The following is a 13,181-nucleotide window of genomic DNA, read 5'->3' as shown; positions in this document are numbered from 1 at the left end:
AGCGCGGCCACCACCGGCATGAGCGCGACGACCACCGGTACGGCCACGGCGACCGCCGGCCCGGCCGGCGGCGGACCGGGCGGGCGGCGGACCGGGGCGGGGCCCGGCCGGCTGCGGGTGCTCGCCGAGGCGCGCTGGCCCGAGCCGGGCGACAGCGCGCCGCCGACCGTGCCCGGCTTCGTGCACTCCACGTTCCCGCCGCTGGTCGTCGCGGTCGCCGACCGCTGCCTGACCCGACGGCACGGCGACGCGCCGGCCCCGCCACCGGTCGGCGCGCGGACCGCGGTGCTGCTGGTCAGCGCCAGCGGCGACCGGGCAAGCGCCGCGCACGTGCACGACACCGTGGCCGCCGGCGGCCGGCCGGGTCCGCTGTTCTTCTTCCAGTCCGTGCCGAACAGCGTCGCCGGGCACGTGGCGGCGCGCTGGGGACTCGGCGGGCCGGTGGTCTGCCTGAGCCCCACCGCAGATCCCCGCGCCGACGGGACCGCCGAGGCGGACCTGCTGCTGCACGACGGCGACGCGGACGAGGCGTTGCTGGTCCTCATCGAACAGACGGCGGACGGCGACCACGCGGTCGCGGTGCTGCTGGGGCAAGGAGAAACCGAATGCGTTCCAGGGGACTTCGCGGACGGCTCGCCGCCGACGAGCTGATCGGTGCCGGCAACGTGCTGGCCCGGGTGCTGGCCCACGGCGCCGACCCGGACGGGCCGGGCCTCACCTTCGACACGCCGGTCGACGGCCACCCGGGCGAACACCCACTGACGCTGGGCCAGCTCGACCGGATGGTCGACGCCCGCGCGGCCTGGCTGCGCGCCCACGGCGTCGGCCCCCGCGACCCGATCGCGGTCTGGGCCGGCACCGCCGCCGACATGGTGCTCAGCTACCTCGCGCTGACCCGCATCGGCGCGATCCCGGCGCTGATGAACGGCAAACTGCGCCCGGAGATCGCCGCGGAGTACATCCGCCGACTGCGGGCCGCCGGGGTGCTCGCCGACGCCGAACACACCGCCCTGCTCGCCGGGCACGACCTGGGCACGCCGCTGCTCGGCGAGCCCGCCGAGGCCGGCGCCGGCGACCCGGACGCCGTCGGCACGCCGTACCGGCACCACCCGGACGACCCGGTCGTCATCACCCACACCTCCGGCACCACCGGCATCCCCAAGGCCGTGCTGCACTCGCACGCCAGCCTCTTCGCCGCCACCCGGCACCTGCTCACCATGCCGCAGGCGCAGGGCACCAGCCGGATCCTCAACGCGCTGCCCGCCCCGCACACCGCCACCGTGCTGATGGTCAACCAGGCCCTCGGCAACCGCGCGGAGATGTTCCTGCTCTCCGACCAGAACGGCGAACGGGTGCTCGACGCCGTCCAGCGCTGGCGGCCCGACGGCGTGTTCGGCTTCTCGGTCACCTGGGCGGAGCTGGCCCGCTTCGACCTGTCCGGGTACGACCTGGACTCGGTGCGGCTCTGGTTCAACACCGGCGACTGCTCGCACGAGCCGCACGTGCGCAAACTGGTCGCGGTGGGCTCCCGGGACACCGTCACCCGCGAGGGCGTGCGCCGGATCCCCGGCTCGGTCTTCATCGACGGGCTCGGCTCCAGCGAGATGGGACACTCGATGTTCCACATCACCCACCACAGCGACACCGACCGGTACGGCCGCTGCGTCGGCCGCCCCTACCAGTTCGCCAAGGTCGCGGTGCTGGACACCGAGGGCAACCCGCTCCCGCCCGGCCAGGTCGGCTGGCTCGGCATCGACTCGCCGTCGCTGTTCCGGGGCTACTGGAACGACTCGGTGACCACCTACCGGTCCCGGCTGCGTGGCTGGTACCTCACCGGCGACCTGGTGTACGCCGACGACGAGGGCCGCTACTACCACCTGGACCGGGCGGTCGACTCGGTCGACGCCGGCGACGGCCGGCGGTTCTTCACCGCGCTCAGCGAGGAACGGATCCTCGCCGCCTGCCCCGACGTGGTCGACTGCACCGCGGTCATCGTCCGCGAGCCGGCCGGTGTGGTCACCGACGTGCTGCTGGAACTGGCCGCCGGGGCGGACCCGGCCCTCGACCGCACCGAGGCGGTGCGCGCCGCGCTCGGCCCGGAGGTCGGGCCCACCCTGCGCCGGGTGGTGCCGGTGGGCGCCGAGGACATCCCGGTCACCGTCACCGGCAAGGTCCGCAAGGTGGTGCTGCGCGAGCGGTACCTGACGGAGACGCCGTCATGACCGTGCTGATCACCGGGATGGGGCTGTTCACCCCCGCCGGGCGGGGCGTCGCCGAGACCTTCGACGCGCTGACCACCGGGCGCTCCGGGCTGGGCCGGCCCCCGGCGGGACACCCCGCCGAGGCGTCGGTGGAGGTCGGCGGGTTCCTGCCGGAGGTCGACCCGCGTACGGTCGCCTCCGGCCCGGAGACCCGGGTGCTGGACCGGACCGTGGTGCTGGCGCTGCTCACCGCCGCCGAGGCGCTCGCCGACGCCGGCATCGAGGTCGGCCGGGACGTCGACCCGGGCCGGATCGGGGTGATCGTCGGCGGGGTCGGCGGCCTGGCCACCCTGGAGACGCAGGCCGTCGCGCGGGCCGCACGGGGCCGGGCGGCGGTGAGCCCGTACCTGCTCACCGGCATCCTGCCGAACATGCCGGCGGCCCGGATCGCCATCGCCCACGGCATCCGCGGCTACGCCTCGTCGGTCGGCACCGCCTGCGCGTCCGGCGCGCAGGCCGTCGCCGACGGGGTCCGGCTGATCCGCTCCGGCGAGGCCGACGTGGTGCTCGCCGGGGCAAGCGAGGCGCCGCTCTTCCCGACCTTCGCCGACACCTTCGGCAACGCCCGTGCCCTGGCCCGGGGCTGGGCCGACCCGACCGAGGCGAGCCGCCCCTTCGACCGGCGGCGCAACGGGTTCGTCCTCGCCGAGGGGGCCGCGCTGCTGGTGCTGGAACGCGCCGACCACGCCGCCGCCCGGGGAGTGACCGGCTACGCCACGCTCGCCGGGTACGGCGTCACCACCGACGCCCACCATCCGACCGCGCCCCGCCCCGACGGCGCCGGCGCGGCGGAGAGCATGCGCCGCGCCCTGGCCAGCGGCGGCGTCGACGCGACGGCCGTCGGCTACGTCAACGCCCACGGCACCGGCACGAAGCTCGGCGACGTCGCCGAGACCACCGCGCTGACCACGGTCTTCGGCACCGGCGCGGTGCCGGTCAGCTCCACCAAGGGGCTCACCGGGCACCTGCTCGGCGCCTCCGGGGCGCTGGAGGCGGCGGTGACCGCCCTGGCGCTCGGGCGGGGGCTGCTGCCACCGACGTACCACCTGGACGACCCGGACCCGGACTGCCCGGCGGACCACGTCCGCGCCGAGGCCCGGGTGGCCGCGCCGGAGTACGCGCTGTCCAACTCCTTCGGCTTCGGCGGGCAGAACGTCAGCCTGCTGGTCGGCCGGGCGGGGCCGGGGAGGTGATCGACGCAGCACCCGGGCGAGGAGCCCGGTCCGAACCTCACGGGGGATCTGTGGAGAGGTTGAGCAATGGAGATCCGTGGAATTGACCACATCGAGATGTTCGTGGGGGATGCCCGACAGGCGGCTTTCTACTTCGGCACGGCGGTCGGCTTCCACCTCTGCGGCCAGGGCGGTCCGGAGACCGGGCTGACCGGCCAGCGGTCGCTGCTGCTGCGCCAGGCCGACGTCCGGATGGTGCTCACCTCCGGGCTGACCGCCGAGCACCCCGCCGCCACGTACGTGCAGCGGCACGGTGACGGCATCGCCGTGGTGGCGCTGGAGGTCGACGACGCCGCCGGGTCGTACGCCGAGCTGCTGGCCCGGGGCGCGACCGGGGTGAGCGCGCCGCGCACCTTCACCGGCGCGGACGCCACGGTGGTCGTCGCCGAGGTCGGCGGCTTCGGCGACGTGCGGCACCGGCTGGTGCAGCGCGACGGCGACCGGAGCGAGTTCCTGCCCGGCGCGGTCGAGATGCTGCCCGTCCCGGCCGGCGTGGACGGCGGGCCGCTCACCGACATCGACCACCTGGCGATCTGCGTGCCGCCCGGCCAACTCGACGACACCATCCGGCGCTACCGGGACGTCTTCGGCTTCGCCGAGATCTTCGAGGAGTACATCGAGGTGGCCGGCCAGGGCATGCACTCCCGCGTGGTGCAGAGCCCGTCGGGACAGGTCACCCTGGTGATCATCGAGCCGGACGTGACCCGCCGCCCGGGGCAGATCGACACCTTCCTCACCCAGCACGCCGGGGCCGGGGTGCAGCACCTCGGGCTGCGCACCGACGACATCATCGCCGCCGTCGAGGAGCTGTCCGCCCGGGGCGTCCGCTTCGCCGGCACCCCGGGCAGCTACTACGACGCCCTGGAGGAGCGGGTGGGCCGGCTCCAGGCCCCGATCGACCGGCTGCGGGACCTGGGGGTGCTGGTCGACCGGGACCACGCCGGCCAGCTGATGCAGATCTTTACCGAGTCGATGCACGTCCGCCGGACGCTCTTCCTGGAGCTGATCGAGCGCCGGGGGGCGCTCACCTTCGGCAGCGGCAACATCAAGGCGCTCTACGAGGCAAAGGAACGGGAGCTGGCCGCCACCGCGGCGGCTCCCCAGGAGGTGGGGGCATGACCACGACCACGACCGACATCACCCCGGCGTTGACCGCCGAGGAGGAGGCACTGCTCCCCTCGGACGACGACGTCGCCTTCTACGCCGAACACGGCTGGTACCTGTCGAAGAAGCTCTTCACCGACGCCGAGGTCGACGAACTCGTCGCCGCGTCCGACCGCTACTACGCCGGCGAGCGGGACCGGCGGCTGCCGGTGCGCCCGCCGAAGCTCGCCTACTGGGAGCCGGACCGGGGCGACGTGCAGCGGCACAACGACTACGTCCACCACGAACACGACGCGCTCAGCCGGATCCTGCGCAAGCCGCTGCTCGGCGCGGTCGCCGCCCGGCTCGCCCGGGCCGACGAGATCCGGGTGTTCCAGTCCACGCTGATCTACAAGCCGCCGATCTCCGGCGAGCCGAGCAACATCGTGCCCTGGCACTTCGACAAGCACTACTGGGCGTCCTCGTCGTCGGAGAACATGCTCACCGCGTTCATCCCGTTCCACGACTGCGGTGAGGAGATGGGCACCATCACCATGGTCGACGGCTCGCACCGCTGGCGGGAGATCGGCGCCGACGACACCGTGGTGCGCCACTTCGCCGACCGCGACCGCAGTCAGCTCGAGGTGATGCTGGCCGAGAACGCGGCCCACAACGGCGCGGAGATCCGCAAGATCCCGATGGTGATCCCCAAGGGGCACGTGAGCTTCCACCACTGCCGCACCTACCACGGCAGCGGCGCGAACGTCAGCGGACGCCCGCGTCGGGCCGTCTCGCTGCACCTGCAGGACGGCGACAACGGCTGGCGGGAGTATCCGCTCTCCGACGGCACGCTCGCCGCGTACAACCACGACGTGCTGGTCCGCCGCACCGCCGACGGGCGACCGGACTACGCCGACCCCGAATTCTGTCCGGTCATCTGGCGCGCTGGCGCCCGGCAAGGAGGCTGACAATGTCACGGTACGACTGGGGCAAGACCCACCCGGGGATCGAACGGCTGGAGCAGGCGGTCACCGCCCGCCGGGACGTGGTGGTCCAGCACCCGCTCTACGCCAACCTGGACACCCATGCCGCGCTGGTGACCTTCATGGAGCACCACGTCTTCGCCGTCTGGGACTTCATGTCCCTGCTGAAGTCGCTCCAGCGGCAGCTCACCTGCGTCACGGTCCCGTGGATCCCCACCGGGCCGACCGGCAGCCGCCGCCTGATCAACGACATCGTGATGGTGGAGGAGAGCGACGAACTCGGCGACGGCTACATCAGCCACTTCGAGCTGTACGTGCAGGGCATGGCCGAGGCCGGCGCGGACACCACCGCCGTCGACAACCTGGTCGACCTGCTGCGCGCCGGACGCGGCGTGACCGAGGCGCTGGTCGAGGCGGGCGTGCCCGCCCCGTCGGCGGCCTTCGCCGGCACCACCTGGAACATCATCGAGAACACCCCGGTGCACTGCCAGGCGGCGGCCTTCGCGTTCGGCCGGGAGGACCTGATCCCGGAGATGTTCACCCAGGTCGTCGCGGTCAACGAGCGCAGCCAGAAGCTCAACAAGTTCGTCGACTACCTGGAGCGGCACATCGAGGTCGACGGGGAGCAGCACACCCCGATGGCCATGCAGATGCTCGCCGACCTGTGCGGCGACGACGACGCCAAGTGGCAGGAGTGCGCCGACACGGTCAACACCGCGCTCGCCGCCCGGGCCCGGCTCTGGGACGACATCCTCGCCGCCGTCAAGGAGGGGCGCGGATAGTGGCCGAGCCCGAGGCGGTCCGGCTCTACCGGACCGTACGGCTGATCCGACGCTTCGAGGAGCGGGCGATCGACCTCGTCCGCTCCGGCGCGATCGTCGGCGGCATCCATCCGTACCTCGGGCAGGAGGGCGTCGCGGCCGGTGTCTGCGGCGCCCTCCGGGCGGACGACATCGTCGCCGGCACCCACCGCGGGCACGGGCACGTCCTCGCCAAGGGCGCCGACCCGGCCCGGATGCTCGCCGAGCTGTGTGGCCGGGAGAACGGCCTCAACCGGGGCCGGGGCGGCTCGATGCACGCCGCCGACTTCGGCGTCGGCGTCTACGGGGCCAACGCCATCGTCGGCGCGTCCGGGGCGATCGTCACCGGCGCGGTCTGGGCGCTGCGCCGACGCGGCGGCGACCAGGTCGGGGTGAGCTTCTTCGGCGACGGCGCGGTCAACGAGGGCATGCTGCTGGAGGCGTTCAACCTGGCCGCCCTCTGGCGGGTGCCGGTGCTGTTCGTCTGCGAGAACAACGGCTACGCCACCACCATGCCGGTCGACGGCGCGGTGGCCGGCACCATCACCGGCCGCGCCGAGGCGTTCGGCATCCGGGCGTCCGTGGTGGACGGCCAGGACCCGGAGGCGGTCCGCGACGTCACCGCCGCCGCCGTGGCCCGGGCCCGCGCCGGCGGAGGCCCGGAGCTGGTCGAGGCCCGCACCTACCGGTTCGACGCCCACCACACCTTCGAACACGCGGTACGCCTCGACTACCGCGACGCGGACGAGGTGGCCCGGGGCCGCTCCCGTGACCCGGTCGCCATCCAGGGCGACCGGCTCGCCGCCGACGTGCGGGACCGGGTCGACGCCGAAGTCGAGGCGCTGCTGGCCGGGGCGGTGGAGTTCGCCCTCGCCGGCCCGGAACCCGACCCGGCCGGGGCCCTCGATCACCTGTACGCGAGCGGGCTGGTCGCCCGGGCGGGGAGCCACTGATGCCACGGCTGTCGTACCTCAAGGCGCTCAACCGGGCGCTCGGCGACGAACTGGCCCGCGACGAGGGTGTGTTCCTGCTCGGCGAGGACATCCGGGTCGGCGCGTCGAACGTCACCGCCGGACTGCTCAAACGGTTCGGCCCGGACCGGGTGCTCGACACCCCGCTGTCGGAGCAGGCGTTCACCAGCTTCGCCACCGGGGCGGCCCTGGCCGGGATGCGGCCGGTGATCGAGTTCCAGATCCCGTCCCTGCTGTTCCTCGTCTTCGAGCAGATCGTCAACCACGCGCACAAGTTTCCGCTGATGACCGGCGGGCAGTGCGCCGCCCCGGTCACCTACCTGGTGCCCGGCTCCGGGTCCCGGACCGGCTGGGCCGGGCAGCACTCCGACCACCCGTACAGCCTCTTTGCGCACGTCGGGATCACCACCGTCGTCCCGGCCACCCCGGCCGACGCGTACGGGCTGCTGGTCTCGGCGATCCGGTACGACGACCCGGTGGTGGTCTTCGCCCCGGCCGGGGCGCTCGGCGTCCGCGACGACGTGGACTTCGCCGCCCTCGCCCCGGTGCCGCTCGGCGTCGGCACGGTACGCCGTCCCGGCACCGACGTCACCGTGGTCGCCGTCGGTCACCTGCTGCACGACGCGCTCGCCGTCGCCGAGGACCTCGCCGGCCAGGTGTCGGTGGAGGTCTTCGACCCGCGCACCCTCTACCCGTTCGACTGGGACGGGTTGGCCGCGTCCGTGGCCCGGACCGGCCGGCTGGTCGTCGTGGACGACTCGAACCGCTCCTGCGGCATCGCCGGGGAGATCATCGCGACCATGGCCGAACGCGTCCCGATGGTCGCGCCCCCGGCCCGGGTCACCCGCCCGGACGGTGCGGTGCTGCCGTTCGCGCAGGCCCTGGACCGGGCCGTGCAGCCCAGCCGGGAACAGCTCACCGCCGCCATCCACCACGTCACGAAGGACAGCTGAATGATCGACGCGACGTACGACTGGCCCGCCGCCGGGCAGGCGTGGTTCGACCTGCCGGAGTCCGTCCGCGCCGGCATGGTGGCCGCCGGCGCCGAGCACTGGGCGGAGATCTTCCACGGCCGGGCCACGTACAACAAGCAGTGGCGGATGGCCCGGCCGCCGGTCCTGACCGCGGAGAGCTACCGGATGATGGTCGCGGTCGTCGACCGGCTGGCCCAGCTGCTCCTGGACGCCGCCCAGCGGCGGGCCCGGACCGCCGGTGAGCTGGCCGGGCTGCTCGGTGTCGACCCGGTCGACACCCGGATGCTCCCCACCGACGAGCCGCTCGGCGCGCACCTGCTCGCCGCCGTCCGGCCCGACGTGCTGCTCAGCGACGGGGTGCCGCGGGTCGTCGAGTTCAACATCGACAGCAGCATCGGCGGGGTCCTGGACGCCGACACGGTCCTTGACCGGTTCACCCGGGTCTACCGGGAGCGGGGCCTGCTCGACGCGGTCCCGATGGGGCCGGCCCCGTCAGCGATGGACACCCGGTTCGCGGCGATCCGCGCCACGCTCGGGTTGCCCGAGGGGGCGGTGGTGCCGCTGCTGTTGGACTTCGAGGCCGACTACCCGGGTCTGGACGATCCGGACCTGATGCGTCGCGTGCTCGCCCCGGTCACCGAGCGGGCCGCGCGGTTCGGCCTGGTGATGCCGATCGAGGCGGTCACCTCGGTCAGCGTCGCCGACGACGGCGGCCCGCTGGTCGCCGGCCGACCGGTCGACGGGGTGTTCCGGCTCTTCGTGCTCAACCGGGTCACCCGTGGCCCCGGCCTGGACGCGTTGGAGACCCTGGTGCTCTCCGGTCGGCTGCCGGCCTTCACCTCCGGCGCGGCCTGGCTGCTCGGCAACAAGCAGCTGCTCGCCTGGCTCTGGTCCGACCTGGACCGTCTGGACGCGAACGACCAGGCGATCGTCCGTCGGCACCTGCCCCGCACCGAACTGCTCACCGCCGACGGGTACGACACGGCCGTGGCCGGCCAGCACGACCTGGTCTCCAAGCCCGCCGACGGGTCGGCCGGCGTGGACGTGGTCATCGGCCGGGAGTCCGACGCGGACACCTGGCGCGAGGCGCTGCGTCGGGGCATCGACCGGGGCGGCTACATCCTCCAGGAGTACGCCCACGCCGACGTGGTCCCGATGGACTTCGTGCACATCGAGACCGGGGAGACGGTGACCGAGGAGGTGCCCTACAGCATCGCGCCGTACCTGTTCGGGCGGGAACTGGCGAACGCCTGCGTCCGGTCCGGCTTCCCGGGATGCGAGGGCGTGCTCAACCTCTCCCGGGGCGTCCTGCTCTCCGGCATCATGCTCACCAGCTGACCCGCCCGCCGCGGCGGCGGTCGCCGTACCGGTGGCGGGTGACGGCCGGCCGGGGACGTCGGTCACGTCCTCCGTGCCGGCGTCCCCTCGCGGGTGAGGTGGGCGTGCAACCGGCGGACGGTCTCGGCGGTGGCGATCGCGTCGCTGCGCCCACTGCCGTGCCGCCCGTCGCTGCTGTAGATCGACGGATCGGCGGTGAGCGGATGGTCGGTCAGCGCCACGTGCAGCGTGCCGAGCCGGTCGGCGAGCCGGGCGGTGTGCGCCGAGAGGAGGCGCATCCGCTCGCGCAGCCCCGGACGGACCTTGTCCGGCACGGCCGGGCTGTTCGACACGTCGAACATGCCGACGGTGATCACGTCCGCCCCGGCCCGCTGCAACGCGGTCACCATGACGTCCAGCTCGGCGTCGACCGCCTCCGCGTCGTACGCCGGACGGAACGCGTCGTTGCCGCCGCAGACCACCAGCGCCAGGTCGGGGCCGAAGTCCAGGGCCGGGCGCAGCTGCTCGGCGTGCACCTCGTGGGCCCGCAGTCCGCGCTGCCCGAGGTTCAGGTAGACCAGCTCGGGACGGACCGCCCGCAGCTCGGCGGCGATCCGGTCGGCCCACTGGAGGGGGCTGTAGCCGTCGACCGGCTCGCAGAGTCCCTCGGCCACGCTGTCACCGAGCACCACGAACCGTCGCCACGGGTGCCCGGCGAGGAGCGTGGCACTTTCGCCGTCGCGCAGGCAGTACGGATCGGTGGATTCGGTCAGTGTCGTCGGCATGCCCGGCACCGTAGTGGACCCCGGCCGTGTGGACCAGCGTCCGGACGGCCGACCCCGGTCCGCCGTCGCCGCTGGCGCCGGAGACCCTCCCGGCCGGGACCGTCCACCGCTGCCCGGGGGCAGCGGGTGGAACGGCCACTCTCTGGCGTCAGCACAGCCGGTGACGTTCCGGGGTGTCGGCTAGAGCACGCGGGTGACCTGTTCGGTGGCGATGCGCTCGTCGAGCCGGGCGCGGTCGAGGTTGGCGCAGACCACCACCGACGCGCCGACCGCGAGCGGGGCCAGCAGCCACGTCACCGGCTCCTCGTGCGTGGCCGCGTCGACCAGGATCCGGTCGCCCCGCCGCAGGCCGCACGCCTCGGCGACGCCCCGGGCCACGTCCCCCCACTGCCGGTAGCTGGTGCCGTCGACGCTGGCCGCGTCCGACCGGCGGACGGCCGCGTACGGCGGGAGGCTGGCCGGGTACCGGCATACCTCGGTGAGGAAGTCGCGGTACCCGGTGGGCGGCTCCGCCGGTGGTGCGCCGGCGGGCCCGAGGCCGAGGACGAAACGGTGGGTGGCCTCGGGCGGGTTGTCCAACCAGTTGCCGACCCGGTGCCGGGCGACGAAGCTGGCGTCCAGCGGTTCGTTTGCGCCCGGCCCCACCTGGGGCAACCCGGCGGTGGCCCAGCCCCGGAACGACACCGACACCCCCGCCGCCCACGCGCCCAGCAGCACGGCGGCGGTCTGCCAGTGCGGAGGGAGCAGTACGGCGGCCCGGCTCCCCGGGCCCAGCCCGCACCCGTCGCGCAGCAGTCCCGCCGTTCGGGCGGCCCAGCCACCCAGTTCCACCGCCGTCAGCGCCGTCCGCTCGCCGGTCGCGTCGTCGTAGAAGGTGAGCAGCGGATCGTCCGTCCCGGTGACCGCCCCGGCGGCCAACAGATCGGGCAGGTCGGCAGCGGTGGACGTGGTCATCGGACCCTCCGGGGCAGGCGGCGCGGGACTATCACCCTACCCGCCACCGGCGGTGCCCTCCGGGCGCGCGCGGTGCGGGCGTGGCGGCGGGCCAGTCCGCGCTACCGGCGCGGGGATCACCGCACGGTGTCGGGCACGCCTCGACCGGCGGCGTACCGGTCGCGCAGGGCGCGTTTGTCCACCTTGTTGGACCGGTTCACCGGCAGCCGGTCGACGAACTCCACCCCCTGCGGCGCCCACAGGTCGGAGAGCTCCCGGGTGACCAGGTCGACCAGGTCCGTCCCGGTGACGGTCGCTCCCGGGGTCCGCACCACGTACGCGTACGGCGCCTCGGCGCCGTCGCCGGCCGGCACCCCGACCACCGCCGCCGCGGCGACCTGCGGGTGCCCGGCGAGCACGTCCTCGATCGGGCGGCTGTAGATCGGCCAGGCGCGCCGTTGGGTGAGGATCCGGTCGGACCACCGGTCGACGAGGTAGAGGTACCCGTCGGCGTCGAGGTACCCGATGTCGCGGGTGCGCACCCAGCCGTCGACCAGCGTGTCGGCGGTCAGCTCCGGCTGGCCGAAGTACCCGACGAAGCTGAGCTTCGTGCGTACCCACACCTCGCCCCTGGCCCCGGGGGGACGCACCTGTCCGTCGCTGTCGCGGATCTCCACGGCGACGTCCCCGTACGGCCGGCCGCAGGAGCGCAGCCGTTCCGGGTGCGCCGGGTCCTCGGTCAACTGCGGCAGCGCCGTGACGATCACGGCCTCGCTGAGCCCGTACACGATGCGCATCACCGGACCGAACCGGGCGATGGCCTGGCGCAGCCGCGCGGGCGCGGCCGGACCACCGCCCACGTTGAACATGAACATGGCGGAGAAGTCCGCGTCCGCCAGCGCCGGGTGGTCGAGCACCTCGTAGAGCATCGGTGGGGTGAGGAAGGTAGAGTTGATCTTCTCGGTGTGCACGGTGGCGATGAACCGGGCCGGATCCCACCCCTCGGCGGGGAAGAGCACCCCGCCGGTGAAGAGGTTGACCAGCGTGGTGACCTGTCCACTGGCGATCCACATGGGGGAGTGCGACAGGTGCCGCAGCAGCGGTGCGCCGCTGCCCCGGATCGCCTCGGCGATGGCGAGGACCTGCCGGTAGAAGCTCTCCCGGTGGTGCACCAGCTTCGGTACGCCGGTGCTGCCGCTGGTCTGGAGGAACGACTCCGGCTCCGGCACCGACGCCGGCAGCGCGGCGACGTCGGCCGGGTCACCCGGCGCGGTCAGGTCGGGTCCGGCCCCGGTGCCCAGGCAGAGCACCGGTACGCCGGGCAGCGCCGCGGCGATCTCCGCGGCCCGCGCCCCGTCGCGGGCGTCGTGGACGAAGACGTCGGGTCGGGAACGCCGGGCGAACTCCTCGATCTCCCGGCGGGAGGTGACCGGGGCGATCCACATCGACCGGCAGCCGAGCAGGTGCAGCGCGAGCTGGAGCAGCGGCGCCTCGGCCACGTTGCCGGCCATCACCAGCACGGCCGCGCCCGGCCGCACCCCGTGCCGGTGCAGGTTGCCGGCGAGGGAGCGGACCGCGTCGGCGACGTCCCGGTAGGAGAGCCGTCGTCCGTCGGCGACCAGTGCCTCCCGGTCGCCGAACCCGACGAAGAGGGCCAGGGCGTCGTGTACGTAGCTCGTCCGGTGCGTGGACCCGTCGGCCATGCGGCAGCTCCCATCCGTGCGGGGTGGTCGCCGGACGCGAGGTCCACAGGGAACCTGGTGCGGACGCGTCCGGGGAGGGGTGTCGGCCGGTGACGGGACCCCGGCGCCACCGCCGACCACCCGCACCGCCGCTCGTCGA

General features: G+C 74.0%; 12 protein-coding genes. 9 read left to right on the top strand and 3 right to left on the bottom strand.

Going from position 1 to position 13,181, the window contains the following annotated elements; genetic code table 11:
• Window positions 1-111 precede the first annotated feature (111 nt).
• From GA0070618_RS27580 to GA0070618_RS27540, 9 genes are all read left to right on the top strand, one after another.
• Window positions 112-651, top strand: a complete 540-nt coding sequence (locus tag GA0070618_RS27580) for a beta-ketoacyl synthase chain length factor (protein WP_088985886.1) — start codon at window positions 112-114, stop codon at window positions 649-651.
• Window positions 606-2,222 (top strand): class I adenylate-forming enzyme family protein, encoded by a 1,617-nt coding sequence (locus GA0070618_RS27575; protein WP_088984222.1) that lies wholly within the window; start codon window positions 606-608, stop codon window positions 2,220-2,222. Before GA0070618_RS27580 ends, GA0070618_RS27575 begins: the two co-directional genes overlap by 46 nt.
• Window positions 2,219-3,454 carry a beta-ketoacyl-[acyl-carrier-protein] synthase family protein gene (locus tag GA0070618_RS27570; protein WP_088984221.1) on the top strand — a complete coding sequence of 412 codons (1,236 nt, stop codon included), beginning with the start codon at window positions 2,219-2,221 and terminating at the stop codon, window positions 3,452-3,454. Before GA0070618_RS27575 ends, GA0070618_RS27570 begins: the two co-directional genes overlap by 4 nt.
• Window positions 3,455-3,520: 66 nt before the next feature.
• Complete coding sequence (gene hppD / locus GA0070618_RS27565; RefSeq protein WP_088984220.1) at window positions 3,521-4,612, top strand: 4-hydroxyphenylpyruvate dioxygenase; 1,092 nt, start codon at window positions 3,521-3,523, stop codon at window positions 4,610-4,612.
• The gene (locus GA0070618_RS27560; RefSeq protein WP_088984219.1) at window positions 4,609-5,544 is read left to right on the top strand and encodes a phytanoyl-CoA dioxygenase family protein; all 936 of its coding nucleotides are present in this window, start codon (window positions 4,609-4,611) and stop codon (window positions 5,542-5,544) included. Before hppD ends, GA0070618_RS27560 begins: the two co-directional genes overlap by 4 nt.
• 2 nt (window positions 5,545-5,546) lie before the next feature.
• A complete protein-coding gene (locus tag GA0070618_RS27555; RefSeq protein WP_088984218.1) occupies window positions 5,547-6,341 on the top strand; it encodes a DUF3050 domain-containing protein in 795 nt (264 codons plus the stop codon).
• Window positions 6,341-7,312, top strand: coding sequence for a thiamine pyrophosphate-dependent dehydrogenase E1 component subunit alpha (locus GA0070618_RS27550; RefSeq protein ID WP_088984217.1), 972 nt, complete (start codon window positions 6,341-6,343; stop codon window positions 7,310-7,312). Before GA0070618_RS27555 ends, GA0070618_RS27550 begins: the two co-directional genes overlap by 1 nt.
• The gene (locus tag GA0070618_RS27545; RefSeq protein WP_088984216.1) at window positions 7,312-8,283 is read left to right on the top strand and encodes an alpha-ketoacid dehydrogenase subunit beta; all 972 of its coding nucleotides are present in this window, start codon (window positions 7,312-7,314) and stop codon (window positions 8,281-8,283) included. Before GA0070618_RS27550 ends, GA0070618_RS27545 begins: the two co-directional genes overlap by 1 nt.
• The gene (locus tag GA0070618_RS27540; RefSeq protein ID WP_088984215.1) at window positions 8,284-9,642 is read left to right on the top strand and encodes a hypothetical protein; all 1,359 of its coding nucleotides are present in this window, start codon (window positions 8,284-8,286) and stop codon (window positions 9,640-9,642) included.
• Between the two features lie 62 nt (window positions 9,643-9,704).
• Here GA0070618_RS27540 and GA0070618_RS27535 read toward each other — a convergent pair whose 3' ends face one another.
• The 3 genes from GA0070618_RS27535 to GA0070618_RS27525 all read right to left on the bottom strand — a co-directional run bounded on the left by GA0070618_RS27535 (window position 9,705) and on the right by GA0070618_RS27525 (window position 13,042).
• Complete coding sequence (locus tag GA0070618_RS27535; protein ID WP_088984214.1) at window positions 9,705-10,406, bottom strand: SGNH/GDSL hydrolase family protein; 702 nt, start codon at window positions 10,404-10,406, stop codon at window positions 9,705-9,707.
• Window positions 10,407-10,586: 180 nt separating this feature from the next.
• The gene (locus GA0070618_RS27530; RefSeq protein ID WP_143740270.1) at window positions 10,587-11,360 is read right to left on the bottom strand and encodes a TIGR03089 family protein; all 774 of its coding nucleotides are present in this window, start codon (window positions 11,358-11,360) and stop codon (window positions 10,587-10,589) included.
• Window positions 11,361-11,476: 116 nt separating this feature from the next.
• On the bottom strand, window positions 11,477-13,042 hold the full coding sequence (locus GA0070618_RS27525) for a class I adenylate-forming enzyme family protein (RefSeq protein WP_088984213.1): 1,566 nt from the start codon (window positions 13,040-13,042) through the stop codon (window positions 11,477-11,479).
• Window positions 13,043-13,181: the final 139 nt, after the last annotated feature.

It is taken from the genome of Micromonospora echinospora (assembly GCF_900091495.1).
Lineage (GTDB): Bacteria > Actinomycetota > Actinomycetes > Mycobacteriales > Micromonosporaceae > Micromonospora > Micromonospora echinospora.
This window is presented reverse-complemented; position numbering and strand designations above follow the sequence as displayed.

Excerpts from the sequence above, each read along its gene's own strand:
- GA0070618_RS27570 (WP_088984221.1), top strand. The coding sequence starts at position 2,219 with ATGACCGTGCTGATCACCGGGATGGGGCTGTTCACCCCCGCCGGGCGG.
- GA0070618_RS27545 (WP_088984216.1), top strand. The coding sequence starts at position 7,312 with ATGCCACGGCTGTCGTACCTCAAGGCGCTCAACCGGGCGCTCGGCGAC.
- GA0070618_RS27535 (WP_088984214.1), bottom strand. The coding sequence starts at position 10,406 with ATGCCGACGACACTGACCGAATCCACCGATCCGTACTGCCTGCGCGAC.
- hppD (WP_088984220.1), top strand. The coding sequence starts at position 3,521 with ATGGAGATCCGTGGAATTGACCACATCGAGATGTTCGTGGGGGATGCC.
- GA0070618_RS27560 (WP_088984219.1), top strand. The coding sequence starts at position 4,609 with ATGACCACGACCACGACCGACATCACCCCGGCGTTGACCGCCGAGGAG.
- GA0070618_RS27530 (WP_143740270.1), bottom strand. The coding sequence starts at position 11,360 with ATGACCACGTCCACCGCTGCCGACCTGCCCGATCTGTTGGCCGCCGGG.
- GA0070618_RS27555 (WP_088984218.1), top strand. The coding sequence starts at position 5,547 with ATGTCACGGTACGACTGGGGCAAGACCCACCCGGGGATCGAACGGCTG.
- GA0070618_RS27540 (WP_088984215.1), top strand. The coding sequence starts at position 8,284 with ATGATCGACGCGACGTACGACTGGCCCGCCGCCGGGCAGGCGTGGTTC.
- GA0070618_RS27525 (WP_088984213.1), bottom strand. The coding sequence starts at position 13,042 with ATGGCCGACGGGTCCACGCACCGGACGAGCTACGTACACGACGCCCTG.
- GA0070618_RS27575 (WP_088984222.1), top strand. The coding sequence starts at position 606 with ATGCGTTCCAGGGGACTTCGCGGACGGCTCGCCGCCGACGAGCTGATC.